This is a genomic window from Thioalkalivibrio sp., from assembly GCF_007692535.1.
Classification (GTDB): domain Bacteria; phylum Pseudomonadota; class Gammaproteobacteria; order Ectothiorhodospirales; family Ectothiorhodospiraceae; genus Thioalkalivibrio.
Map to the genome: position 1 here is coordinate 1 of NZ_REBW01000157.1, position 22,150 is coordinate 22,150.

18 protein-coding genes are annotated in these 22,150 nt (G+C 66.4%); 5 read left to right on the forward strand and 13 right to left on the reverse strand.

All coding sequences use genetic code 11. The features are described 5' to 3' along the window. Nucleotides 1-407: 407 nt before the first annotated feature. The 4 genes from EA346_RS08825 to EA346_RS08840 form a co-directional block, all read right to left on the reverse strand. A complete protein-coding gene (locus tag EA346_RS08825; protein ID WP_296757673.1) occupies nt 408-1,400 on the reverse strand; it encodes a zinc-binding dehydrogenase in 993 nt (330 codons plus the stop codon). Between the two features lie 176 nt (nt 1,401-1,576). Next, nucleotides 1,577-2,074 carry a Slp family lipoprotein gene (locus EA346_RS08830; RefSeq protein ID WP_296757675.1) on the reverse strand — a complete coding sequence of 166 codons (498 nt, stop codon included), beginning with the start codon at nt 2,072-2,074 and terminating at the stop codon, nt 1,577-1,579. Continuing rightward, a complete protein-coding gene (locus EA346_RS08835) occupies nt 2,074-2,625 on the reverse strand; it encodes a Slp family lipoprotein (protein WP_296757677.1) in 552 nt (183 codons plus the stop codon). The genes EA346_RS08830 and EA346_RS08835 overlap by 1 nt, the downstream gene beginning before the upstream one ends. Before the next feature lie 40 nt (nt 2,626-2,665). Further along, on the reverse strand, nt 2,666-3,517 hold the full coding sequence (locus tag EA346_RS08840) for a dienelactone hydrolase family protein (RefSeq protein ID WP_296757680.1): 852 nt from the start codon (nt 3,515-3,517) through the stop codon (nt 2,666-2,668). 184 nt (nt 3,518-3,701) lie between these two features. On the opposite strand from EA346_RS08840, the gene EA346_RS08845 reads away from it, so the two are divergent. Beyond that, nucleotides 3,702-4,502: a dienelactone hydrolase family protein gene (locus tag EA346_RS08845; protein ID WP_296757682.1), complete on the forward strand. Its 801-nt coding sequence runs from the start codon at nt 3,702-3,704 to the stop codon at nt 4,500-4,502. A 252-nt stretch (nt 4,503-4,754) separates the two neighbouring features. On the opposite strand, the gene EA346_RS08850 is transcribed toward EA346_RS08845, so the two are convergent. From EA346_RS08850 to metH, 4 genes are all read right to left on the reverse strand, one after another. Beyond that, nucleotides 4,755-6,302: a bifunctional GNAT family N-acetyltransferase/carbon-nitrogen hydrolase family protein gene (locus EA346_RS08850; RefSeq protein WP_296757684.1), complete on the reverse strand. Its 1,548-nt coding sequence runs from the start codon at nt 6,300-6,302 to the stop codon at nt 4,755-4,757. Nucleotides 6,303-6,401: 99 nt separating this feature from the next. Continuing rightward, nucleotides 6,402-6,725 (reverse strand): hypothetical protein, encoded by a 324-nt coding sequence (locus EA346_RS08855; RefSeq protein WP_296757685.1) that lies wholly within the window; start codon nt 6,723-6,725, stop codon nt 6,402-6,404. Next, nucleotides 6,722-7,195 carry a PH domain-containing protein gene (locus EA346_RS08860; protein ID WP_296757687.1) on the reverse strand — a complete coding sequence of 158 codons (474 nt, stop codon included), beginning with the start codon at nt 7,193-7,195 and terminating at the stop codon, nt 6,722-6,724. The genes EA346_RS08855 and EA346_RS08860 overlap by 4 nt, the downstream gene beginning before the upstream one ends. Before the next feature lie 411 nt (nt 7,196-7,606). Continuing rightward, on the reverse strand, nt 7,607-11,383 hold the full coding sequence (gene metH / locus EA346_RS08865) for a methionine synthase (RefSeq protein ID WP_296757688.1): 3,777 nt from the start codon (nt 11,381-11,383) through the stop codon (nt 7,607-7,609). A 179-nt stretch (nt 11,384-11,562) separates the two neighbouring features. Between metH and EA346_RS08870 the strand changes: the two genes are divergently transcribed. Further along, on the forward strand, nt 11,563-12,273 hold the full coding sequence (locus EA346_RS08870) for an arginyltransferase (RefSeq protein WP_296757691.1): 711 nt from the start codon (nt 11,563-11,565) through the stop codon (nt 12,271-12,273). Between the two features lie 195 nt (nt 12,274-12,468). Here the strand turns inward: EA346_RS08870 and metK are convergent, their stop codons facing one another. From metK to EA346_RS08885, 3 genes are read right to left on the reverse strand one after another with little or no spacing between them, the layout of a single operon-like run. Then, complete coding sequence (gene metK / locus EA346_RS08875) at nt 12,469-13,650, reverse strand: methionine adenosyltransferase (RefSeq protein ID WP_296757694.1); 1,182 nt, start codon at nt 13,648-13,650, stop codon at nt 12,469-12,471. Between the two features lie 54 nt (nt 13,651-13,704). Further along, nucleotides 13,705-14,544, reverse strand: coding sequence for a class I SAM-dependent methyltransferase (locus EA346_RS08880; RefSeq protein ID WP_296757719.1), 840 nt, complete (start codon nt 14,542-14,544; stop codon nt 13,705-13,707). Beyond that, the gene (locus EA346_RS08885) at nt 14,541-15,350 is read right to left on the reverse strand and encodes a class I SAM-dependent methyltransferase (RefSeq protein ID WP_296757696.1); all 810 of its coding nucleotides are present in this window, start codon (nt 15,348-15,350) and stop codon (nt 14,541-14,543) included. Before EA346_RS08885 ends, EA346_RS08880 begins: the two co-directional genes overlap by 4 nt. 645 nt (nt 15,351-15,995) lie before the next feature. Between EA346_RS08885 and purH the strand changes: the two genes are divergently transcribed. The 3 genes from purH (at nt 15,996) to EA346_RS08900 (ending at nt 21,454) form a co-directional block, all read left to right on the forward strand. Then, complete coding sequence (gene purH / locus EA346_RS08890; protein WP_296757697.1) at nt 15,996-17,561, forward strand: bifunctional phosphoribosylaminoimidazolecarboxamide formyltransferase/IMP cyclohydrolase; 1,566 nt, start codon at nt 15,996-15,998, stop codon at nt 17,559-17,561. 37 nt (nt 17,562-17,598) lie between these two features. Continuing rightward, nucleotides 17,599-18,885, forward strand: coding sequence for a phosphoribosylamine--glycine ligase (gene purD / locus EA346_RS08895; RefSeq protein WP_296757700.1), 1,287 nt, complete (start codon nt 17,599-17,601; stop codon nt 18,883-18,885). Between the two features lie 61 nt (nt 18,886-18,946). Further along, nucleotides 18,947-21,454 carry a glycogen/starch/alpha-glucan phosphorylase gene (locus tag EA346_RS08900; RefSeq protein ID WP_296757701.1) on the forward strand — a complete coding sequence of 836 codons (2,508 nt, stop codon included), beginning with the start codon at nt 18,947-18,949 and terminating at the stop codon, nt 21,452-21,454. Nucleotides 21,455-21,639: 185 nt separating this feature from the next. On the opposite strand, the gene EA346_RS08905 is transcribed toward EA346_RS08900, so the two are convergent. Together EA346_RS08905 and EA346_RS08910 are read right to left on the reverse strand one after the other, a co-directional pair. Further along, the gene (locus EA346_RS08905; protein ID WP_296749384.1) at nt 21,640-21,858 is read right to left on the reverse strand and encodes a hypothetical protein; all 219 of its coding nucleotides are present in this window, start codon (nt 21,856-21,858) and stop codon (nt 21,640-21,642) included. A gap of 18 nt (nt 21,859-21,876) precedes the next feature. Next, a complete protein-coding gene (locus tag EA346_RS08910) occupies nt 21,877-22,104 on the reverse strand; it encodes a hypothetical protein (RefSeq protein WP_296749386.1) in 228 nt (75 codons plus the stop codon). Between the last annotated feature and the right edge of the window lie 46 nt (nt 22,105-22,150).

The window sequence follows — 22,150 nt, forward strand, 5'->3', positions numbered from 1 at the left end:
CAGCGGCGCCAGTTAGCGAGAAAGACACGTCCCAGTCCCGTAGGTCGGGTTAGCGCAGCGTAACCCGACGTGCGGGGGACGACGCTGCTTTGCGGCCATGTGTGGGTGCTAGACCCGTCGGGTTACGCCCTTTGGGCTAACCCGACCTACGGTTTGCGGCTTTTCATCGTCAGGGTGGCCGCGCTTATGGAGTGCGGGAGCTTGCTCCCGCTATTCGGCGCCGGGGATAACCCAGCTCCCCACAGCGGCGGCAAGCCGCTGCACTCCACAGGCGCTGGTGCTTCATCATTCGGGGTGGCGCGCTCCGAGCGCCGTGAGAGTGAGCCATGCGGAAGGTTCGATGGCTGCACAGCGACGCTACGTATGGCGAAGCGACCTGGTGCCGAAGTTTCCGCAAGGCCCACCCATCAGATGCGCAATACGATCTTGCCCCTGCGCACGCCCGATTCCAGCAGCCGGTGCGCCTCGGCTGCCTGGGCCAACGGCAGTTCGGCCTCGACATTGACCCTCAGCTCCCCACGGGCCACGCGCTCCAGCCCTTCCCGAAGCATGCCTGCCTGGGCCCGCAGGAGGTCCCGGTCTCCGTTCAGCATCGGGGTCAGCATCAGTTCCAGCGAGATCCGCGGGTTGCGGGGCCGTGCCGACGCCCAGTCGGTGGTCGCGGGAGGGCTCAGCAGCGTGACCAGATCACCCCCGTAGACAATCTGGTGCAGGCTTTCCTCGAAGATCTCCGCGCCCACGGTATCGAGCACCACGTCGAACCCGCGTCCGCCGGAGAAATCCAGCCACTGCTGCCCGAAGTCCTCTGCACGACGGTCCAATACCGCCACCCCAAGCTCGCGCACCAGCTCGGCCGCCTCGTCGCCTCGCACCGCGCCGAGCACGCGGGCACCAGCCAGTCGCCCGAGCTGCACGGCCATCTGCCCGACCCCGCCGTTGGCCGCGTGGACCAGTAGCGTCTGCCCCGGGCGCAACCGGGCGCGGTCGAGCAGGGCTTCCCAGGCCGTGATCCATGTCAGCGGCAGCGCGGCCGCCTCGGCGTCGGACACGCTCTCGGGAACCGGCACCAGTGCAGCCTCGGGAACCACGGCGTGTGTCGCGTAGGTTCCGGGGTCCGGCCCGACGCCGCCATGACAGAAGGCAACCCGCTGGCCCGGCGCCACCATGCCAACCTCCGCGCCGCAGGCCTCGACGATGCCGACGCCGTCGCAGCCCGGGATGTTGTGGTCGTAGGCGGGTGTCAGCAGACCGCGGGCACGGATCTTGGTGTCGATCGGGTTGACGCCCGCGGCCAGCAGGCGCACGAGTACCTGGTCTGGCCGTTCGATCCGGGGATCAGGCCGGTCGACCATCCCGAGGACCTCGGGTCCTCCGGTATAGGAAAAACTCACGGCCTGCATCGGAACGCCTCCCTCTCTGTCGCAAAGACGAGAGTACGGCCGGCCGCGCAAGCGGGCAATACCAGAGCGCCATGCGGGAAGTCGAGTGCCATCCATCGACGGGCGCCAGGAGCGATCTCCGGTCGCGATCCGCCATTCGGTCCCGGGTCTCTTCCATATCGCGGCCAGAGGCCGCTCTACAGGCCGATGCCGATGCCGATACCGAAGGTCACGCCGCCGGGGCGCCGCGCGGGTGCCGCAACCTCCGGCCACAGGTACAGTTCACTGGCGAACATCACCGGAAAGACATACTCCACCTCGCCGATACGCCCCACCTCCGTACGCTCGACCGGCCCTCTTGCGGTGATGCGCCGCCCGGTACGGTAGTCCACCGGATCCAGGAAGTCGCGGACCTCCAGCCGGAAGCGGCCGTCGGTCATTCTCGAGGTGCGCGGTTCCTGGTTGCGCAGGGGATAACTGACCACCTCGAGCATGGTGTAGTCGACCCGGTTGTGCAGGCCGACGATCACGCCGCCCCACAACTGCTCGGCCGAAGGCAGCCCCTCGATCACCGCCGCGCGGGGAGTGACCTGCACCTCCGCGGGATCCGGCGGCGCCAGCGGTGGCGTGGCACAGGCGCCGAGCCCCAGGGCCACAAGGGGAACGAACAGCCACCGGGCCCGGTGCCGCGGCATCACCATCCCCTACGCCAGGGGTGCCGGGAGGGACCCCATGGGCCCCAGGGATCCCAGAAGGGATCACGGTAGAACGCAGGGGGCTCCGGTGGCAGCGGTGGCCAGAGGTGCACTGCGGCAGCCTCGACCTGCGGGAAGGTATAGGGAAACGCGCCGACCACGTCATCGGTGACGCCGGTGACCTGGCCGCGTACCGTCACCTCGCGCAGCCGCGTGTAGACCTGCGGATCCAGGAAGCCGGGGAAGAAGGCTCGGAACCGGCCGTCGCTGCGATCGCCGGAGACCGGGCGCTTGTCCCGGCCCAGGGGCCGGGAGACGACCTCGAGACGGGTGCCGTCGGCCATGTTGGACACGCTTGCGATCACGCCGCCCCAGATCACGTCCGCACCCTCGAAGGCATCCGGATCCTGCAGAACCTCGGCAAGGGTCGGCTGCCTCTCGGGTACCGGCTGCAGATCCTCAGGGATGGTCGCGCAGGCGGCGAGCAGAAGGGCCCCGGCGAACAGCACTGCCAATTTCATCGTCAGCCGGGTCAGGTCAGCGGATCTCATGACGGTGAGACCCTGGCATTCGGCCCGGCGTTCCCGCATGTCACTCACCCAGGAGGTGGTCGTTCATGAACCCGGTCGCCCGCATCAGCGCGTCCCGCGTCGCCAGGTCGTCGGCAAAGGTGCGCACCGGCGGCGCCCGGAAATCGAAGCCCCGCCCGACCCCCGGGTAGGTGACGAGCTGCACCGGCAGATCCCGGCCCTGCATGCTCCCGACGGCCATGTCGATGCCGCGCTTGCGCTGGTACTGCTCCTCGGCACCGACGAAGATCAGCGCGGGCAGCGTCAGCGCATCGGCCTCGCCTGCATACCGATAGACCTGCATCGGTTCCGGGGCGTTGGGATCCTGCATGTGGGGGTAGTAGCTGACGAAACAGGCCAGGGCGTCCGCCTGGCGATCGAAGGTCACCGCCAGCTTCAACGCGAGGTATCCACCTCGCGTGTGCGAGTAGACACACACCTGGTCGCCGGCATGCTCGCCCGAGGCCCGCACATGATCCAGCACGTCGTTCAGGTCGCCTTCCAGGGCATAGTCGTGTTCGATCGGCATGGTCTCGATGAAACGGCCCACGTAGAGATCCGGCGCGTACACCACGAAGCCGCGCGCCGCCAACCGCCGCACGTGACCCTGGATCAGCGGATCCACGCCACGGCGCCCGTGCACGAACAGCACGCCCGGAAAGTCGCCCTCGGCGTCCGGGCGCGCGATATGGATCGGGATGTCGGCCTCGTCCGTGACCAGAGAGTCGCTGGACGTGCGGACCGCATGATTCGGGGGTACGGGCAGTTGCCCCTCGGACCACCATGCGGTGTCGAGCCAGTCGTGCCGGTCATCGGCGACGGCGGCGCTGGCGACGGCCAGTGAAAGGCCGATCAGGATCGTCGAGATGCGCATGGGTCTGTCCCTTGGCGGATACATTCAATTAGAGGGTAGACTCCAATGATGGCCCTCGCATTCCGCCCCCTCTCCAACGGGGGTGCGTTGCACCGGCACCGGAGCTTCCGGATACTCTTACGGCCGTGTGGCACCCTGCCCGCGAACGCCAACCCCGAATCACCGACCCGATCCAGGAGAGCCCATGCGCCAGATCCTCGCCCTTCCCGCCCTCGCCCTGCTCCTGATTCTGAACGTCGCGCTCGCCGAATCCGGCCCCGCGATCCACGCGGAGCAGGTGGTCTACGAACACAATGGTGTCGAACTCACCGGCTATCTCGCCTACGACCGCGCGCTGGATGGTCCGCGCCCCGGGGTGATCGTGGTGCACGAATGGTGGGGCCACGACGAGAACGCCCAGCGCCGTGCCGAGATGCTTGCCGAGGCCGGCTACGTCGGCTTCGCGCTCGACATGTACGGGACCGGCAAGCTGGCCGAACATCCAAGCACCGCACGGGAATTCGCGACCGCCGTGCGCACCGACCGCGACGTGATGATGGGCCGGTTCGAGGCCGCCGAGGCATTGCTGCGTGAGCACGAACTGACCGCCGGTCAGCCACTGGCCGCGATCGGCTACTGCTTCGGCGGCAGCGTGGTGCTGGAGGCCGCCCGGGCCGGCGCTGACCTGGCGATGGTGGCAAGCTTTCACGGCGCCCTGAATACCGGCAACCCCGCGCAGCCGGATACCGTGAAGGCCGACATCCTGGTCTTCAACGGCGCCGAGGATCCGATGGTTCCGGCCGAGCAGATCGCCGACTTCCGCGAGGAAATGGCCGCCGCCGGCGTGCTGTACACCTTTGTCGACTTCGCCGGCGCGACCCACAGCTTCACCAACCCGGGCGCCGACGCGATTGCCGAGGAGTTCGGCATGCCCGTGGGCTACGACGAGCGCGCCGACCGCGACTCCTGGAACTGGCTGGTCGCCTACCTCAACGACCGCCTGTAGGAGGCGAGCCCCCTCGCCGATCCGGCGCCGGGGCATGCCGCCCAGGGGGCTGACCTCCTACAGCGTTCGCCCCGACCCCCTGTGGGAGCGAGCCTGCTCGCGAACGCGCCACAGGCGCGGCAAATGCCGGGTGCCAACCCGACGCCGATTCGCGTGCGAGGCACGCTCCCACACGGCCGTCCAGCCTCCTGTGGGAGGCGAGCCCTCTCGCCGATCCAGCGCCGGGAAACCCATCGGCCAGGGGCTGGCCTCCTACACCCCTCCCTTCCACACCACCTCGTAAAGGTCCCGGCGGCGGTCGCGCATGTTGCGTACCGAACCGTGGTTGCGCAGCTCCTTCAGGTTATCGAAGTCCAGATCGACGATCAGGGTCATCTCGGTGTTCGGGGTGGCCTCGGCCGCGACCGCGTCGTGCGGGAAGGCGAAGTCCGAGGGGGTGAAGACCGCCGCCTGGGAGTACTGCATGTCCATGTTCTCGACCTTCGGCAGGTTGCCGACGCTGCCGGAGATCACCACGTAGCACTCGTTCTCGATCGCCCGGGCCTGGGCGCAGCGGCGCACCCGCAGGTAAGCCGTCTTGGTGTCGGTCCAGAACGGGACGAACAGGATTTGCAGCCCCTTCTCGGCCATCAGGCGCGGCAGTTCCGGGAACTCGACGTCGTAGCAGATCAGGATGCCGACCTTGCCGAAGTCGGTATCGAAGACGTTGACCTCGTTGCCTCCCTGCAGGCCCCAGAAGCTGACCTCGTCCGGGGTCACGTGGATCTTGTACTGGCGGTCCCAGGTGCCGTCGCGGCGGCACAGGTAGGAGACGTTGCGCAGCACCTCGTCGGTGTATTCGGGCATGGTGCCGGCGATGATGTTGATGTTGTACGCCAGCGCCAGGCGCACCATTTCCTCGCGGATCGCCTCGGTGAACTCGGCTAGACGCCGCACCGCCTCCGCCGGATACTCCTGGTTGAACTGACCCATCAGCGGACCGTTGAAGAACTCCGGGAACAGCACGGCGTCGGCGCGGTATCCGGAAACGGCATCGACGAAGTATTCCATCTGAAGGAAGAGATCATCCAGCGTCGCCGTCGGACGCATCTGCCACTGGACGACGCCCACGCGCACGTCGGAGCGGCTGCCGCCAATCAGCTTTTCCTTCTCCTCGTAGTAGATGTTCAGCCACTCGATCAGCGTCGCATACGCGACCGACTTGTCGTCCGCCGGCAGGTAGTCGGTGATGATCTTGCGGACGTGGAAGTCGTTCGCGAGCTGGAAGGTCAGGATCGGGTCCGTGATCTCGTGGTTCTTCACCTTTTCCACGTACTGCTGCGGGGTCATCTCCTCGGCGACCTTGGCATAGCCGGGTATGCGACCACCGGCGACGATCGCGCGCAGGTTCAGCTTCTCGCAGAGTTCCTTGCGCGCGTCGTACAGGCGCCGGCCCAAGCGCAGCCCCCGGTAATCCGGGTGCACGAAAATGTCCACCCCGTACAGCGTGTCGCCATCGGGATCGTGCGTCGTCAGGAAACCGTTGCCGGTGATCTGCCAGTAGCTGTGCTGGTCGCCGAAGCGCCGGTATTCGACGATCAGGCTGATCGCCGCGGCCACCACCTTGCCGTTGTCCTCGATGCAGATCTGACCCTCGGGAAATCGCGTGACCTGGGAGGTGAACTGATCCTGGCTCCAGGCCCCGTCCAGGTCCGGGTAGACCCGTTCCATGATCTCGCAGATATCCGGATAGTCCTCCAGGCGCGTCTGGCGGAGAGTGAGGTGATGCGGGGTGGTCCCCGTCTCAGGGCTATCGGTCATCGGCAATGGCAACCCGGCTGGTGGAAGGCCCGAATTGTCGCCCCGGGTAAGGCCGCAGTACAACCGCTCGGCGCGCGGAGACGGATACGCCCGCCCGCGTCAGAACACCCAGGCGATCATCAGCCAGAAGAAGACGAAGAACAGGAAGAAGCCGGGGATCATGAACTGGATCTCGCCGATCAGGCCCTCCCCGGCAGCAAGCGCGAACACGATGATCACCGTGACGCTGATGACGGCCGCGGCGATCGCGGCATTCTTCAGGCCGATACCGCTGTCGAAGGTGACGGCCACCCATTCCGAGATGCCCGGCAGCGTCGTCGCCGCGGCCAGCACGATCAGCGCCACCAGGAAGGCGACGAGCGCGGAAAACCCGAGCAGGATGCGCAGCGCGAACCGGCTGTCGCGCATATCGGAGGCGCTCACTCGGCATTCCCGCGGCGGTTGCGCACGAGATCGCGCACTCGGTGCGGGTTGGGCAGGCCCCCGACCACGAACTCGGGCTGGTCGCCGGTGGTGAAGACCTCGATCCGGCCAACGCGGAAGACCCGGTCGAGGACGCCCTGGAAGACGCGTACCGCGCGGATCTGCCCTACGTGCAGGTCGACGTGGTGCTTGCTGAGCAATCCCTCCTCGAGGTGCACCTCGTCGCCCGTGATGCGCAGGCGTGTTGCTCGGGTCTTCATATACCAGTAGAGCATGATCAGCATGCCGAGACCGGTGGCCGCCAGCAGCAGCGCGGGCGGGAAATCGCCCATGCCGGCAATCTGCTCGCGAAACAGCAAAAGGGCCACGACCGGCAGGATGATCAGCAGCAGGAGGATGAGGTACCCGAGCGGGTGATTCCGGAACATGGCCGGATGGGAATCGTAGGCGGTCTCGTTGTCGCTGGACATGCTCATCCCCCTGAGGATCGAAGAACCCCAGTTTGCCAGAAGTCGCGTTGAAAAAGGTACCGCTTCCAAGCCCCGGCAAAGCGGATGACAGCCTACGGCCTCTTCGCCCCACACCAGGGCAGGCAGCAGGGCATAAAGGGGCAGCGGCACCCGCCCTTGGACCGCGTGTAAGGGTCCCGAGGTCGAGACGTGCCCCACGGCAAGGGCGGACCTGATCATCACGGAAGCTCCGCAGAGGACCCCTTCGCGCGCAAGGCGCGCTCCCACCGGTCCTTGCCTTTGTGGGAGCCTGCCTTGCAGGCGAAGGTTTTGGCGGTTTCGCTGCGGTCAATGCGCTGTTCCCGGCCTGCGGAGGATTCGTGATCATCAGGAGGGCGGATGACGGCCTGCGGCCTCTTCCGGCCTACGCCCTCATGCGGACTCGGCCAGGCGCTGTTCCGCCGGCTCGTAGCCGAGGTTCGGCGCGAGCCAGCGTTCCGCCTCGGCCACGCTCCAGCCCTTGCGCCGGGCGTAATCCTCGACCTGGTCGCGGTTGATCTTGCCCAGGCCGAAATAGCGGGACTGCGGGTGCGCGAAGTACCAGCCGGAGACCGCCGAGACCGGCAGCATCGCGTAGCTCTCGGTCAGGGTCATCCCGGCATTCTCCACCGGATCGATCAGGTCCCAGAGCAGGCCCTTCTCGGTGTGCTCCGGGCAGGCCGGGTAGCCGGGCGCGGGGCGGATGCCGGTGTAGCGCTCGTGGATCAGATCGTCGTTGTCGAGATCCTCGTCCGCGGCATAGCCCCAGTACTCGCGGCGCACGCGCTGGTGCAATGCCTCGGCAAAGGCCTCGGCGAGCCGGTCGGCCAGGCTCTTGAGCAGAATCGCATGGTAGTCGTCGTGCGCGGCCTCGAAGGCCTTGGCCCGGGCATCCACCTCGCCGCCGGCGCTGACTGCGAACGCGCCCATCCAATCGCGCGCCCCGGTCTCCTTCGGCGCAACGAAATCGGCCAGCGAGTGGCTCGGTGCGCCCCGGCGCTTCTGGGTCTGCTGGCGCAGGTGGTGCAGGCGCATCAGCACGTCCCCGCGAGAATCGTCGCGATAGACCTCGATATCGTCGGCGTCGACGCTGTTGGCCGGGAACAGGCCGACCACGCCGCGCAGGCGCACCCAGCCCTCGTCGATCATCTGCTGCAGCATCTTGCGGCCGTCCGCGAAGAGCTTGCGCGCCTCCGTCCCGACCACCTCGTCGTCGAGGATGCGGGGGTAGGCGGCATGCAGCTGCCAGGCGTGGAAGAAGGGCGTCCAATCGATGAAGCGCGCGACCTCGCTGGCATCGTAGTCGTCGAAGCGCAGCAGTGCCGAATCCGGGCCGAAGGGCTGCAGCCGGGTCACGCCCTCGGGGGCCTGCCAGTCCGGTTCCAGCACCCGCGGACGGGTCGGGGTGTGGGTTTCCCAGTCGACCTTCGGCCGGTTCGCCCGGGCCTGCTCCAGGCCCAGCCAGTTGATGCGCTTCTTGCGCCCCGCGAGGCTCTCGCGCAGTTCCACGTATTCGGCGCGGATCCTCTCGGCGTAGGGACCCTTCAGCTCGGGGCTGATCAGGCTCTGCGCCACGCCGACCGCGCGCGAGGCATCCTTCACCCAGACCACCGGACCGGCGCTGTAATTCGGTTCGATCTTCACCGCAGTGTGGGCACGTGACGTGGTCGCGCCGCCGATCAGCAGCGGGATGTCGAAACCCTGGCGCTGCATCTCGGCCGCGAGATGCGCCATCTCCTCGAGTGACGGGGTGATCAGGCCGGACAGGCCGATCACATCCACCTTGTGCTCCCTGGCGGCATCCAGGATCTTCTGCGGCGGCACCATCACCCCGAGATCGAATACCTCGAAGTTGTTGCACTGGAGCACCACGCCGACGATGTTCTTGCCGATGTCGTGCACATCGCCCTTGACCGTGGCCATCAGGATCCGGCCGTTGGAGTCGCCGCTACCGGTCTTCTCGGCCTCGATGTACGGGATCAGGTGCGCGACGGCCTTCTTCATCACGCGCGCCGACTTGACCACCTGCGGCAGGAACATCTTGCCCTCGCCGAACAGGTCGCCGACCACGTTCATGCCGTCCATCAGCGGGCCCTCGATCACGTGGATCGGGCGCTCCGACGCCTGGCGCGCCTCTTCGGTGTCCTCGACCACGTAGGCATCGATACCCTTGACCAGCGAGTGCTCCAGACGCTTGGCCACCGGCCAGCCGCGCCACTCGAGATCCTCCTTCTTCGCGACCGCACCGTCGCCGCGGTAGCGGTCGGCAAGGTCCAGCAGGCGCTCGGTGGAATCCGCACGGCGGTTCAGGACCACATCCTCGACCGCCTCCTTCAGTTCGGCATCGATGTCGTCGTAAACCGCGAGCTGCCCGGCGTTGACGATGCCCATGTCCATGCCGGCACGGATCGCGTGGTACAGGAATACCGCGTGGATGGCCTCGCGCACCGCATCGTTGCCCCGGAAGGAAAACGACACGTTGGACACGCCGCCGGAGATCAACGCGTGCGGCAGGCGCTCCTTGATCGCGCGCGTGGCCTCGATGAAGTCCACGCCGTAGTTGTTGTGCTCCTCGATCCCGGTCGCGATGGCGAAGATGTTCGGGTCGAAGATGATGTCCTCGGCCGGGAAGCCGACCTGCTCGGTCAGGATGCGGTAGGCCCGCTCGCAGATCTCGACCTTGCGCTGCTGCGTGTCGGCCTGGCCCTTCTCGTCGAAGGCCATCACGATCACCGCGGCGCCGTAGCGGCGCACCAGTCGGGCCTGCTCGACGAACTGCTCCTCGCCTTCCTTCAGGGAGATCGAGTTCACCACCCCCTTGCCCTGGATGCACTGCAGCCCGGCCTCGAGGATCGCCCACTTGGACGAGTCGATCATGATCGGCACGCGGGCGATGTCGGGCTCGCCGGCGATCAGGCTCAGGAAGCGCTGCATCGCCGCCTGGGAGTCGAGCATCCCCTCGTCCATGTTGATATCGATGATCTGGGCGCCGTTCTCGACCTGGTCTTTCGCCACCTCCAGCGCGGTCTCGTAGTCCTCGTCGCGGATCAGGCGGGCGAAGCGCTTGCTGCCGGTCACGTTGGTGCGCTCGCCGACGTTCACGAACAGCGAGTCCTCGGTGATGCTCATCGGCTCCAGTCCGGAGAGCCGGCAGGCCGGGGCGATCTCGGGAATCCGGCGCGGCGGGTGCTTCTCCACCGCCTCGCGGATCGCGCGGATGTGCTCCGGCATGGTGCCGCAGCAACCGCCGACGATGTTCAGGAAGCCCGACGCCGCCCACTCGCCGATCTCGGCCGCCATCTGCGCCGGGGTCTCGTCGTATTCGCCGAACTCGTTCGGCAATCCCGCGTTGGGATGCGCCGAGACGTGGGTATCGGCGATGCGCGAGAGCTCCTCGACGTACTGGCGCAGTTCCTTCGGACCGAGCGCACAGTTCAGACCGATGGACAGCGGCCGGGCATGGCGCAGGCTGTTCCAGAAGGCCTCGGTGGTCTGTCCCGACAGGGTCCGCCCGGAGGCGTCGGTGATGGTGCCCGAGATCATCACCGGCAGGCGCATGCCGGTCTCTTCGAACAGCGTCTCGACCGCGAACACCGCAGCCTTCGCGTTCAGCGTGTCGAACACGGTCTCGATCAGCAGCAGGTCGGCACCACCCTCCACCAGCGCGGCAGCGGATTCACGGTAGTTCGCGACCAGGGTGTGGAAGTCGACGTTGCGGTAACCGGGGTCGTTCACGTCGGGCGAGATGCTCGCCGTGCGGTTGGTCGGCCCCAGCACTCCGGCGACGAAGCGCGGGCGCTCGGGGGTCTTTTCCGTCCAGGCATCGGCAACCCGGCGCGCGAGCCGTGCAGCCTCGCGGTTGAGTTCCGGCACGAGGTCCTCCATCGCGTAGTCCGCCATCGCGATGCGCGTGCCGTTGAAGGTATTGGTCTCGATGATGTCGGCGCCGGCCTCGAGGTAATCGTTGTGGATCGCCTCGATCACGTCCGGCCGGCTCAGCACCAGCAGGTCGTTGTTGCCCTTGAGATCGCTCTTCCAGTCGGCGAATCGCTCGCCCCGATAGTCGGCCTCTTCCAGCCGATACGCCTGGATCAGGGTACCCATGCCGCCATCCAGGATCAGGATGCGTTTGGCGATGGCCTGCTTGATCTGCTCGTTTCTCGCTGTCATTACAACCAAACCCTCGTCGATGATTACGGAAAATATCACAAGCCCCGAAACGCGCCGCTGAGGCCTTGCGCAGACGGGTGCTTCTCATAGCCGGTCTGCCCCGTCCCCGGGGGGATGGGCTACCCGCGCTTCCCGCGGGCCACTTTTCCAGCGACACCCGGAACTGTCACGATAGGGCCATGCAGAGCAGTCCCATCCGCTGGTACATGACCGCGCCGCAACATTGCCCGTACCTCGAAGGCCGGGAGATGCAGACGGTGCTGGTGGATCCAGCCGTCAGCCTGGAGGACCACCATTACGGCCACCTGCTGGCGCAGGGCTTCCGGCGCAGCGGTCAGTTCGTGTACCGGCACCAGTGTCCCTCCTGCCAAGCCTGCGTTCCCGTCCGCATCCCGGTAGACCTGTTCCGGCCCAACCGCGGGCAACGCCGCTGCCTGAGGCGCAACGCCGACCTCACGGTCGACACCGTAATGCACCCGGATCTCGATGAGCACATGGACCTGCTGCGGCGCTATCTCGGCGCCCGTCACGCAGGCGGCGGAATGGAGCACACCACGCGCAGCGACTATGTCGGTATGCTGAACGACCGCAACTGCGGGGTTCTCCTGACGGAATTTCGGCTGGGTCCGAGACTGCTGGCGGTCGCGGTCACCGACCATACGCCCCAGGCACTGTCGGCGATGTACACCTTCTTCGACCCCGACGTCCCGGAGCGCAGCCTGGGGACCCTCGCCATCCTCCACCAGGTCCGGGAGGCCCGGCGTCAGGGACTGCCCCACCTGTATCTCGGCTACTGGATCCCCGGTTCCGAGAAGATGGCCTACAAGACCCGCTTCCAGCCGGTGGAGGGCCGGATCGGCGGTGCCTGGAAGCGACTGCCCCCCGATTGACGCGTTTGCAGATCAGCACGGACAGCGCATATGGAGTCCGGGAGCTTGCTCCCGCTTTCCGCCGCCGGGCCATCCCGCCGACCCAGAGCGGCGGCAAGCCGCCGCACTCCACAGGCGCTGCGCGCCGGCCACCCTATGGAGTGCGGGAGCTTGCTCCCGCTCTTGGTTGGCAGGCGGCAACACCCCGGCGCACCCTCAGGCCGAGGCCTTGCGCGGGCTCAGACCGGCGTCGTCGGCCAGCACGGCAGCCTTGTCGGTACGCTCCCAGCTCAGGTCCAGATCCTCGCGCCCAAAGTGCCCGTAAGACGCCGTGGGACGGTAGATCGGGCGCTCCAGGTCGAGCATCTTCAGGATGCCGTAGGGACGCAGGTCGAAATGCTTGCGCACCAGGGCGGTGAGCTGGCCCTCGTCCACCTTGCCGGTGCCGAAGGTCTCGACCGCGATCGACGTCGGCTCGGCGACGCCAATGGCATAGGACACCTGCACCTCGCAGCGCTCGGCCAGGCCGGCGGCGACGATGTTCTTGGCCACGTAGCGGCAGGCGTAGGCCGCCGAGCGATCCACCTTGGACGGATCCTTGCCGGAGAAGGCGCCGCCGCCGTGGCGCGCCATGCCGCCGTAGGTATCGACGATGATCTTGCGCCCGGTCAGCCCGCAGTCGCCCATCGGCCCACCAGTGACGAACCGACCGGTCGGGTTGATGTGGAAGCGCGTGTCCTTGTGCAGCCACTCCTGCCCCAGCACCGGCTTGATGATCTCCTCCATCACTGCCTCGACCAGCACCTTCTGCTCGATTTCCGGCGCGTGCTGGGTCGACAGCACCACCGCATCCGCCGCAACCGCGCGGTTGTTCTCGTAGCGGAAGCTGATCTGGCTCTTCGCGTCGGGGCGCAGCCACGGCAGGGTTCCGTTCTTGCGCACCTCGGCCTGGCGCCGCACCAGGCGGTGGGCGAAGTGGATCGGGGCCGGCATCAGTACCTCGGTCTCATTGCACGCGTAGCCGAACATCAATCCCTGGTCGCCCGCGCCCTGTTCTTCCGGACGCTGGCGGTCGACACCCTGGTTGATGTCCGCCGACTGCTTGCCCAGGGTCACCGCGACCGAACACGTCGCGTAGTCGAAGCCCTTGTCCGAACTGTCGTAGCCGATGTCCTTGACCACGTCGCGAACGATGTCCTCGATCTCGATCCGTGCGCTGGACTTGACCTCGCCGCCGACCAGCACGAGGCCGGTGGTGGTGAAGGTCTCTGCGGCCACACGGGCCTTGGGATCCTCGGCCAGGTAGGCGTCCAGGATCGCGTCGGACACCTGGTCGCACATCTTGTCCGGATGACCCTCGGACACGGATTCGGAGGTAAACAGGTAACGTTTGCTCATGGAGATGAAGACTCCTCTGCTGGATTCATGGAAAGGCCGTTCTGAAAGGGTCGGCTAGGCGGACTTGCGGAAGCGGAAGATGCCCCAGGCCAGATGCCCGGCCTCGCCGCCGTCGACCCAGTGTCCCAGGCCCTTCTTCATCCGCTCGATGTAGTCCGGCGAGATCGAACCCGCGAGATCCGGTTCCCGGGCCTCGAGTTCTTCGCGCACCCGGCCATAGTGGCGCGGCAATTGATGGGTATGGTCCTCGAACCCGATCGGCTCCAGGCCGAGATCGGCGGCGGCCTGCTGGTAGAAGCCGGGCGAGCCCAGGCTGTCGAGGTGGATGCGCGCCAGAATCGGATCGAGCACTCCCTCGGGGCAGCCGTCCTGCGCCATCGGGTCGGTGAAGATCAGCACCCCGCCCGGCTTCAGCACCCGCACGGCTTCGCGCAGCACCTGCTCGCGCTCACCACTGTGCAGAAAGGCATCCTGGGACCAGACGACGTCGAAGCGTTCGCCTTCGCCAGGCACGGTCTCGAAGCTGCCGTCCAGGACCTCGATCAATCCATCCAGGCCGCGCGACTTGTTGATCGACCGGTTGCGTTCGTTCTCGACCTCACTCAGGTTCAGCGCGGTGACGCGGCAGCCGTGATTCTCGGCCAGGTAGCGCGCCGAGCCGCCATAGCCGGCACCCATGTCCAGCACCCGCCAATCCGCCTGCGGCTCGCCGAGAAGATCCGCCATGTGCGCGACGGTGCGACGGCTGGCGTCGACGATCGGCTCACGGTCGTGCTCGTAGAGACCGATGTGGATGTCCTCGCCGCCCCAGATGCTGTGATAGAAGTGATCGGCATCGGGGCTGTTGTAGTAGTCGCGCGCAGTCGCGACAGGGCTCGAATAATTCTGCATCAGCGCACCTCCTCGACGTATTTCTTGCAGGCAACATGGATGAAGAAATCGGGCTCGGCCTCGTGGTAGGTTTCCTTGAAGTCGCCATAGGTATCGATGGTCTGGAACCCGACCTCGCGCATCAGCCGCCGGACGTAGGCCTTGCGCAAGGGGAACATGTTCAGATGGTAGGTCGACTTGTCCGGAAACGCGTACTGGAAGCGCGCGAGCCCCTCGTCGACGTGCTCCGGCGCCACCGAGACGTTGTCGCCGCAGTAGTAGTACGTGTGGGCGCTGGAGTAGCCATGATCCAGGATCGCGTCGTAATTGCGCTGGTCCAGCAGCAGAACGCCGTCGTGGTTCAGCGCAGAATAGAACTCGGCCAGGGCCTTGCGCCGGTCGTTCTCCCGGAACAGGTGGGTGAAGGAGTTGCCCAGGCATACGACCGCGTCATAGCGGCCGTAGATGTCCCGGTTCAGCCAGCGCCAGTCGGCCTGTGTGGTACGCATAATGTGGCCGCGCTTGCGGCCGTTCTCGAAGGCCTTGGCCAGCATCTCGGGACTGCCGTCGGCGGTGACGACGTCGAACCCCGCCTCCATCAACTGCACCGAGTGGAAGCCGGTGCCGGCCGCGACGTCCAGGACCCGTTTGGCACCGCGCTCCTTCAGGACCTGGATGAAGAAGTCACCCTCGCTGCGTGCGCGGCTCTCCCAGTCGATCAGTTCGTCCCATTTGTCGACAAAGGACGTCACATACTCGGCGCGATAGTTGTCGGTCTCCCGACGCTCGGTGGGCTTGGCCCCGAAATCCTGCTTCATGGTGGCTGACATGGCATTCCTCACTGACAATGGTTTGCTGCGCGCCCCTGCAACGGCCGCGGCGAGATTCGCACCCCGATTTCGGGGTCCAGATACTGCGATGGCGTTTTCCGGCGTCTGCGACGAAGCGGCAGCGGATTGGCGCGGCACTCCTGCCTGGAGAAACCGCTAAAACCCTGCCCTGGCCCCTGAATGGGCGGCGTTCGTGCACGGAACGCTGCGGAACAAAGGCGACCCTGTGGTCGCACCACTGATGGGCCCTGAACGGGCGGCAGGACCGGCAGCGGAGAAAGAACCTGGGGCTGCACCGGCCCATGAAAACACTCGACCGGGAGCGGCACGATTGCGCCCCTCCTGCCGAACACCTTTTCTACCTTGACGCTTCCCCGCCGCGATTACAAGGGCGATTTCAGATCTCCGGTGGAGAAAAACCCATCATCCATCGGCATTTCCCTGGGTCAAGGTGGGAAATCCCAGTCACCGAAGGCGGCGCAGCGCTGCGCTGGCGCAGCCGCAAAGCGGTCCCTCGCGACCGTGCCGTGCGACAGGACACCAGTCCCGCGCGGGCACCATTCGGTGGGCCGGGACACCTGCGCCGCGCAGTTCGTTATAATTTTGCGCCATCATGACGCGTGACAGAGTACTAGAGGCCATCCAATGGTTGATTCCCGCCCCATCCGCCGCGCCCTGCTCTCGGTTTCCGAAAAGACCGGGTTGGTCGAGCTCGCCCAGGCACTGCACGCCGATGGCGTCGAACTCCTCTCCACCGGAGGCACCGCCCGGCTCCTGACCGAGCACGGGCTGCCGGTCACCGAGGTCGCCCGGCACACGGGCTTTCCCGAGATCATGGATGGACGGGTCAAGACCCTGCACCCGAAGATCCACGGCGGCCTGCTCGGGCGCCGCGGCCAGGATGACGCCGTGATGGCCGAACAGGACATCGCCCCGATCGACCTGCTGGTGGTGAATCTCTATCCGTTCGAGGCGACCGTCGCCCGGCCGGGCTGCACGCTGGAGGAAGCCATCGAGAACATCGACATCGGCGGTCCGGCGATGCTCCGCGCCGCGGCGAAGAACCATCGCGACGTGACCGTGGCCACGGAACCGACCCAGTACACGGAGATCGTGCAGGCCCTGCGCGAACACGGCGCGATACCGGCCGCCCTGCGGTTCCGGTTCGCGGTCGCTGCCTTCGACCACGTGGCCCGCTACGACGCCGCCATCAGCAACCACCTGTCGGCGCTGGATGAAACGGGCCAGCGCGGTCGCTTCCCGGGGCAGATGAACCTGAACTACGCGAAGATGGCCGATCTGCGCTACGGCGAGAACCCGCACCAGGGTGCAGCCTTCTACCGTGATACCCTTCCGGCGCCGGGCAGCCTTGCCAGTTTCCGCCAGCTGCAGGGCAAGGCGCTCAGCTACAACAACCTGGCCGACGCCGACGCCGCCTGGGATTGCGTGCGCCAGTTCGAGGAACCGGCCTGCGTGATCGTCAAGCATGCCAACCCCTGCGGCGTCGCCGTGGCGCAAAGCCCGCTGATGGCCTACGAGCGGGCGTTCCAGACCGACCCGACATCGGCCTTCGGCGGCATCATTGCCTTCAACCGTCCGCTGGACGGGGACACCGCGCAGGCCATCGTCAGCCGCCAGTTCGTCGAGGTCATCATCGCGCCGGAGGTGACGCCCGCCGCCCTGCGCGCCACCGGGGCGAAGGGCAACGTCCGGGTACTCGAGATCCCGCCGGCACAGGTGAATCCCGGTCTGGACTTCAAGCGCATCGGCGGCGGCCTGCTGGTGCAGGACGCCGACACCGGCAGCCTGGCGCAGGTCGAACTGCGCTGCGTGACCGAGCGCGCACCCACCGAACAGGAGACCCGCGACCTGCGCTTCGCCTGGCAGGTGGCCAAGTTCGTGAAGTCGAACGCCATCGTCTACGTGCGCGACGAGCAGACCGTCGGGGTTGGGGCAGGACAGATGAGCCGGGTCTATTCGGCGAAGATTGCCGGGATCAAGGCCGCCGACGAGGGCCTGCGCGTACCCGGCAGCGTGATGGCCTCCGATGCCTTCTTCCCGTTCCGCGATGGCATCGACGCCGCGGCCGAGGCCGGCATCACCGCCGTGATCCAACCCGGCGGCTCGATGCGCGACGAGGAGGTGATCACCGCCGCAAACGAACACGGTATTGCCATGCTGTTCACGGGCATGCGCCACTTCCGCCACTGAACCCGGACGACAGAATGGCCAGCCTGAGGGCAGATGGATGAACGTACTGGTCGTAGGCGGCGGGGGCCGCGAGCATGCGCTGGCGTGGAAACTGGCGCAGTCGCCGCGGGTGAACCGCGTGCTGGTGGCGCCGGGCAACGCCGGCACCGCCACCGAGGCGAAATGCGAGAACGTGGCCGTCAGCGCGACCGACATCGACGGCCTGCTGGCGCTGGCCGAACGCGAGAGCGTGGCGTTCACCGTGGTCGGCCCCGAGGCACCGCTGGTCGCGGGCATCGTCGATGCATTCCGTGCGGCGGGGCGGCGCATCTTCGGACCTACCGCACAGGCCGCGCAGCTCGAGGGCTCCAAGGCCTTCGCCAAGGATTTCATGCAGCGCCACCGGATTCCCACTGCCGCCTACGGCAGCTTCACCGAGATCGCCGCAGCCGAGGCGTTCATCCGCGATCACGGCGCGCCCATCGTGGTCAAGGCCGACGGCCTCGCCGCCGGCAAGGGCGTGATCCTTGCGCAGACCGAGGACGAGGCATGCGCCGCGGTGCATGACATGCTGGCCGGAAACGCCTTCGGAAGCGCCGGTCACCGCGTGGTGATCGAGGAGTTCCTGACCGGCGAGGAGGCCAGCTTCATCTGCATGATCGACGGCGAGCACATTTTGCCGCTGGCCAGCTCCCAGGACCACAAGGCCCGCGACGACGGCGACAAGGGGCCGAACACCGGTGGCATGGGTGCCTATTCCCCCGCGCCGGTGGTCACGGCCGAACTGCACCGGCGCATCCTCGACGAGGTGATCGAGCCCACCCTGCAGGGCATGGCGGCCGAGGGCGAACGCTACACGGGTTTCCTCTACGCCGGGGTGATGGTCGACGCCCAGGGCAACCCGAAGGTGCTGGAGTTCAACTGCCGTTTCGGCGACCCGGAGACCCAGCCGATCCTGATGCGCCTGAACAGCGACCTCGCGGAGATGATCGACGCCGCCATCGACGGGCGGCTGGACCAGATCGATGTCGAGTGGGACGCGCGCGTTGCGCTGGGCGTGGTACTGGCCGCCGGCGGCTACCCGCTGGACTACCGCAAGGGAGACCTCATCACAGGTCTGGATGCCGCGAACAGCGACAGCAGCCGGGTGTTCCACGCGGGCACCCGCAGGCTCGGGGACGGCGGGGTCGTCACCGACGGCGGGCGGGTGCTGTGCGTGGTCGGCCTGGGCGAGGACTTCCGCAGGGCACAGGAAAACGCCTACCGGGCCTCGCAAAAGATCCGCTTCAACGGTATATACTTCCGTTCCGATATTGGTCACCGGGCACTCGAACGGAGCCGATGACCCCTGATCACCGGGTTGCCGCACGACGGTCTCCCAAGACACCGCCCTGGAGTTCGACCTGATGAGCGCATCTCCCGACCAAATCAACCCGCGGCACCAGCTCTCGCCGCTGGCCTGCGACAGCGCCAGCCTGCGCCAGTCGATCCGTGACGCGCTCGTGCGCGAGGTGGGCAAGGATCCGGATCTGGCGACGCCGCGGGACTGGCTGCACGCCGTGTCCTTCGCCATCCGCGAGCGGATTATCGAACGCCGCGTGGTCACCCGCCGGCAGTTCGCCGAGGAGGACGTGAAACGCGTCTACTACCTGTCCATGGAGTACCTGATCGGGCGCATGCTCGAGGCCAACCTCCGCAACATGGGCATTTTCGAGGTCACCCAGGAGGCACTCAAGGAGCTCGGCGTCGATTTTCAAACCATCGCGCGGCTGGAAGAGGACGCGGCGCTGGGCAACGGCGGCCTCGGACGGCTGGCTGCCTGCATCCTGGAGTCCATGGCGACCCAGGGTTATCCCGGGTATGGCTACGGCATCCGTTACGAATTCGGTATGTTCCAGCAGCATATCGAGCATTTTCGGCAGGTCGAGCATCCGGACAACTGGCTGCGCTTCGGCAACCCTTGGGAGTTCCCGCGGCCGGAGAAGATCTTCCCGGTGCGTTTCTACGGCTACGTGATCGAGCACCACGAGGCCAGTGGCGAGAACTGCCACACCTGGGAGGACGGGGAGCTGGTGCTGGCGATGGCCTACGACTACCCGACCGCCGGCTATCAGCGCCGCAATGTGAACAACCTGCGCCTGTGGGCCGCGAAGGCGACCCGCAACTTCGACCTGCGCTACTTCAACGAAGGCGATTACATCCGCGCTGTCGCCGACAAGAGCGAATCCGAGACCATTTCGATGGTGCTCTACCCCAACGACGCCACCGCGATCGGCAGGGAACTGCGCCTGAAGCAGGAATATTTCTTCGTCTCCGCCTCCCTGCAGGACATCTTCGACCGCAACCTCCAGCTCGGCTATTCACTGGAAGACCTGCCGGACAAGGCGGCGATCCAGCTGAACGACACCCACCCGGCGATCGCCGTGGCCGAGTTCATGCGCCTGCTGGTCGACGAGCACCGCGTCCCTTGGGACAAGGCCTGGGACATCACCCGCCGGGTCTTTGCCTACACCAACCATACCTTGATGCCCGAGGCCCTGGAAACCTGGCCGGTGGCCCTGATGGAACGTGTGCTCCCCCGGCACATGCTCATCATCTACCGCATCAACCACGAGTTCATCGAAGATGTCCGGCACCGCTTCCCCGGCGACCACGACCTGCTGCGGCGGCTGTCGATCATCGACGAGGAGCATGGTCGGCGCGTGCGCATGGCCCATCTCGCGGTGGTTGGCTCACACAAGGTCAACGGGGTCGCCGCGCTGCACACCAACCTGCTGAAGCAAACCCTGTTCGCGGACTTCAACCAGGTCTGGCCCGAGCGTTTCATCAACGTGACCAACGGCGTGACGCCGCGGCTGTGGGTGATCCAGGCCAACCCAGGCCTGACCGCGCTGATCGAGTCCCGCATCGGCAGCGACTGGAAATTCGATCTCGACCGCCTGAAGCAGTTCACGCCCTACGCCTCCGACGAGGCCACGCGCGCGGAATTCCGGGCGATCAAGCGCAGCAACAAGGAACGGCTCGCGGGACTGGTCGAGAAGCGCACCGGGGTGGTGATCAGCCCGGACGTGATGTACGACGTTCAGATCAAGCGCATCCACGAATACAAGCGCCAACTGCTGAAACTGCTGCACGTGATCGAGTTGTACCAGCGTATCCGCGACGGCGAGGAGGTCCTGCCGCGGGTGGTGCTGTTCGCCGGCAAGGCGGCCCCGAGCTACCAGCGGGCGAAGGACATCATCGAGCTCATCAACCAGGTGGCCGACATCGTCAACAACGACCCCGCAGTGGGCGACCGCCTCAAGTGCGTGTTCTTCCCGAACTACGAGGTCAGCTCGGCGGCCATCATCATTCCGGCGGCCGATCTCTCGCAGCAGATCTCCACCGCCGGCTTCGAGGCCTCGGGCACCGGAAACATGAAGCTGGCGCTTAACGGCGCACTGACCATCGGCACCCTCGACGGCGCCAACATCGAGATTCGCGACGCAGTCGGATCCGAGAACATTTTCATCTTCGGAATGACGGCCGCCGAGGTCAGCGCCCACCGGGCGCAGCGGCAACCGCCCAGCATTCACCTGGACTCGCATCCACGCCTGCGCGGCATCGTCGATTCGTTGCGCAACGGTTTCTTCGCCAATGGTGGACGCGCGCTGCATGCGCGGGTGGCAAGCTACCTGCTCGAGGAAGACCCGTTTTTCGTCCTCGCCGACTACGCCGCCTACAGCGAGGCCTCTGCCAAGGCCGACAGCCTGTACGAGGACGTCGAGGCCTGGTCGGAGGCCGCGCTGCTCAACGTCGGGCGCATGAGCTACTTCTCGATCGACCGCACCGTGCGCGAATACGCCGAGAACATCTGGGACGTACTCCCGGAGCCCGTGCAGGCGCCCTGCCCGAAATCAACCGGCAAAACCTGAAACCCGGAGCGCCCCGCCGTATCAGCGAAAGGCCGTTTTGCACCACGAAGAACACGAAGGGTTGTTGCGTTGGAGAGCACATGTGGGTGGCTCGGATACGGGCTCATGCTCAACCCAAGATCCCCACCCTAAAATCTTCGTGTCCTTCGTGGTGCGCCCAGCCCAAAAGGGCCGAAGCCTAGCTCTCAGACGCGATGCAGGTCGCGTGGCGGGACGTACTCGGTACGCGGGTGATCTTCTTCGGCGATGACCTGCACGCCCTGCGCCTCGAGCGCAGCGATCAGATCCTGACCCAGGTCTCCCAGGTGTTCAGCGTGCTGCTTCAGGCTGGTCAGCAGGTCGGAGGCCTCGAAGGCGTCCATCCGCACGTGGGCCTGCTTGTCGGCAATCTTTTCCAGATTCATCGGCGTCTCCCCGCGGACTCAGTTTTCGATGCTCGGCTGCTTCGGCGCATGCTCGTCGAAGGCATGCGGCGGCTGCCGGAAGTCGTTGTTCGCCTCGGCGTAGGCCTCGCCCAGCGCCGAGGACAGCGCCAACGCCGCATTGCGCATTTCCCGGGCCTTGCCGTTGATGGCCTTGGCCAGTTTCTGCCCCTGCTTGAGATCGATGCTCAGGCGGAAGTGGTTGTCGTCGATCCGCTCGATGTTCATGGCGTCCTCCCGATTTGAGGGTTCGATGCTACGCGAAGCATGGTCC

Excerpts from the sequence above, each read along its gene's own strand:
- EA346_RS08825 (WP_296757673.1), bottom strand. The coding sequence starts at position 1,400 with ATGCAGGCCGTGAGTTTTTCCTATACCGGAGGACCCGAGGTCCTCGGG.
- EA346_RS08830 (WP_296757675.1), bottom strand. The coding sequence starts at position 2,074 with ATGCCGCGGCACCGGGCCCGGTGGCTGTTCGTTCCCCTTGTGGCCCTG.
- EA346_RS08835 (WP_296757677.1), bottom strand. The coding sequence starts at position 2,625 with ATGAGATCCGCTGACCTGACCCGGCTGACGATGAAATTGGCAGTGCTG.
- EA346_RS08840 (WP_296757680.1), bottom strand. The coding sequence starts at position 3,517 with ATGCGCATCTCGACGATCCTGATCGGCCTTTCACTGGCCGTCGCCAGC.
- EA346_RS08845 (WP_296757682.1), top strand. The coding sequence starts at position 3,702 with ATGCGCCAGATCCTCGCCCTTCCCGCCCTCGCCCTGCTCCTGATTCTG.
- EA346_RS08850 (WP_296757684.1), bottom strand. The coding sequence starts at position 6,302 with ATGACCGATAGCCCTGAGACGGGGACCACCCCGCATCACCTCACTCTC.
- EA346_RS08860 (WP_296757687.1), bottom strand. The coding sequence starts at position 7,195 with ATGTCCAGCGACAACGAGACCGCCTACGATTCCCATCCGGCCATGTTC.
- metH (WP_296757688.1), bottom strand. The coding sequence starts at position 11,383 with ATGACAGCGAGAAACGAGCAGATCAAGCAGGCCATCGCCAAACGCATC.
- EA346_RS08870 (WP_296757691.1), top strand. The coding sequence starts at position 11,563 with ATGCAGAGCAGTCCCATCCGCTGGTACATGACCGCGCCGCAACATTGC.
- metK (WP_296757694.1), bottom strand. The coding sequence starts at position 13,650 with ATGAGCAAACGTTACCTGTTTACCTCCGAATCCGTGTCCGAGGGTCAT.
- EA346_RS08885 (WP_296757696.1), bottom strand. The coding sequence starts at position 15,350 with ATGTCAGCCACCATGAAGCAGGATTTCGGGGCCAAGCCCACCGAGCGT.
- purH (WP_296757697.1), top strand. The coding sequence starts at position 15,996 with ATGGTTGATTCCCGCCCCATCCGCCGCGCCCTGCTCTCGGTTTCCGAA.
- purD (WP_296757700.1), top strand. The coding sequence starts at position 17,599 with ATGAACGTACTGGTCGTAGGCGGCGGGGGCCGCGAGCATGCGCTGGCG.
- EA346_RS08900 (WP_296757701.1), top strand. The coding sequence starts at position 18,947 with ATGAGCGCATCTCCCGACCAAATCAACCCGCGGCACCAGCTCTCGCCG.
- EA346_RS08905 (WP_296749384.1), bottom strand. The coding sequence starts at position 21,858 with ATGAATCTGGAAAAGATTGCCGACAAGCAGGCCCACGTGCGGATGGAC.
- EA346_RS08910 (WP_296749386.1), bottom strand. The coding sequence starts at position 22,104 with ATGAACATCGAGCGGATCGACGACAACCACTTCCGCCTGAGCATCGAT.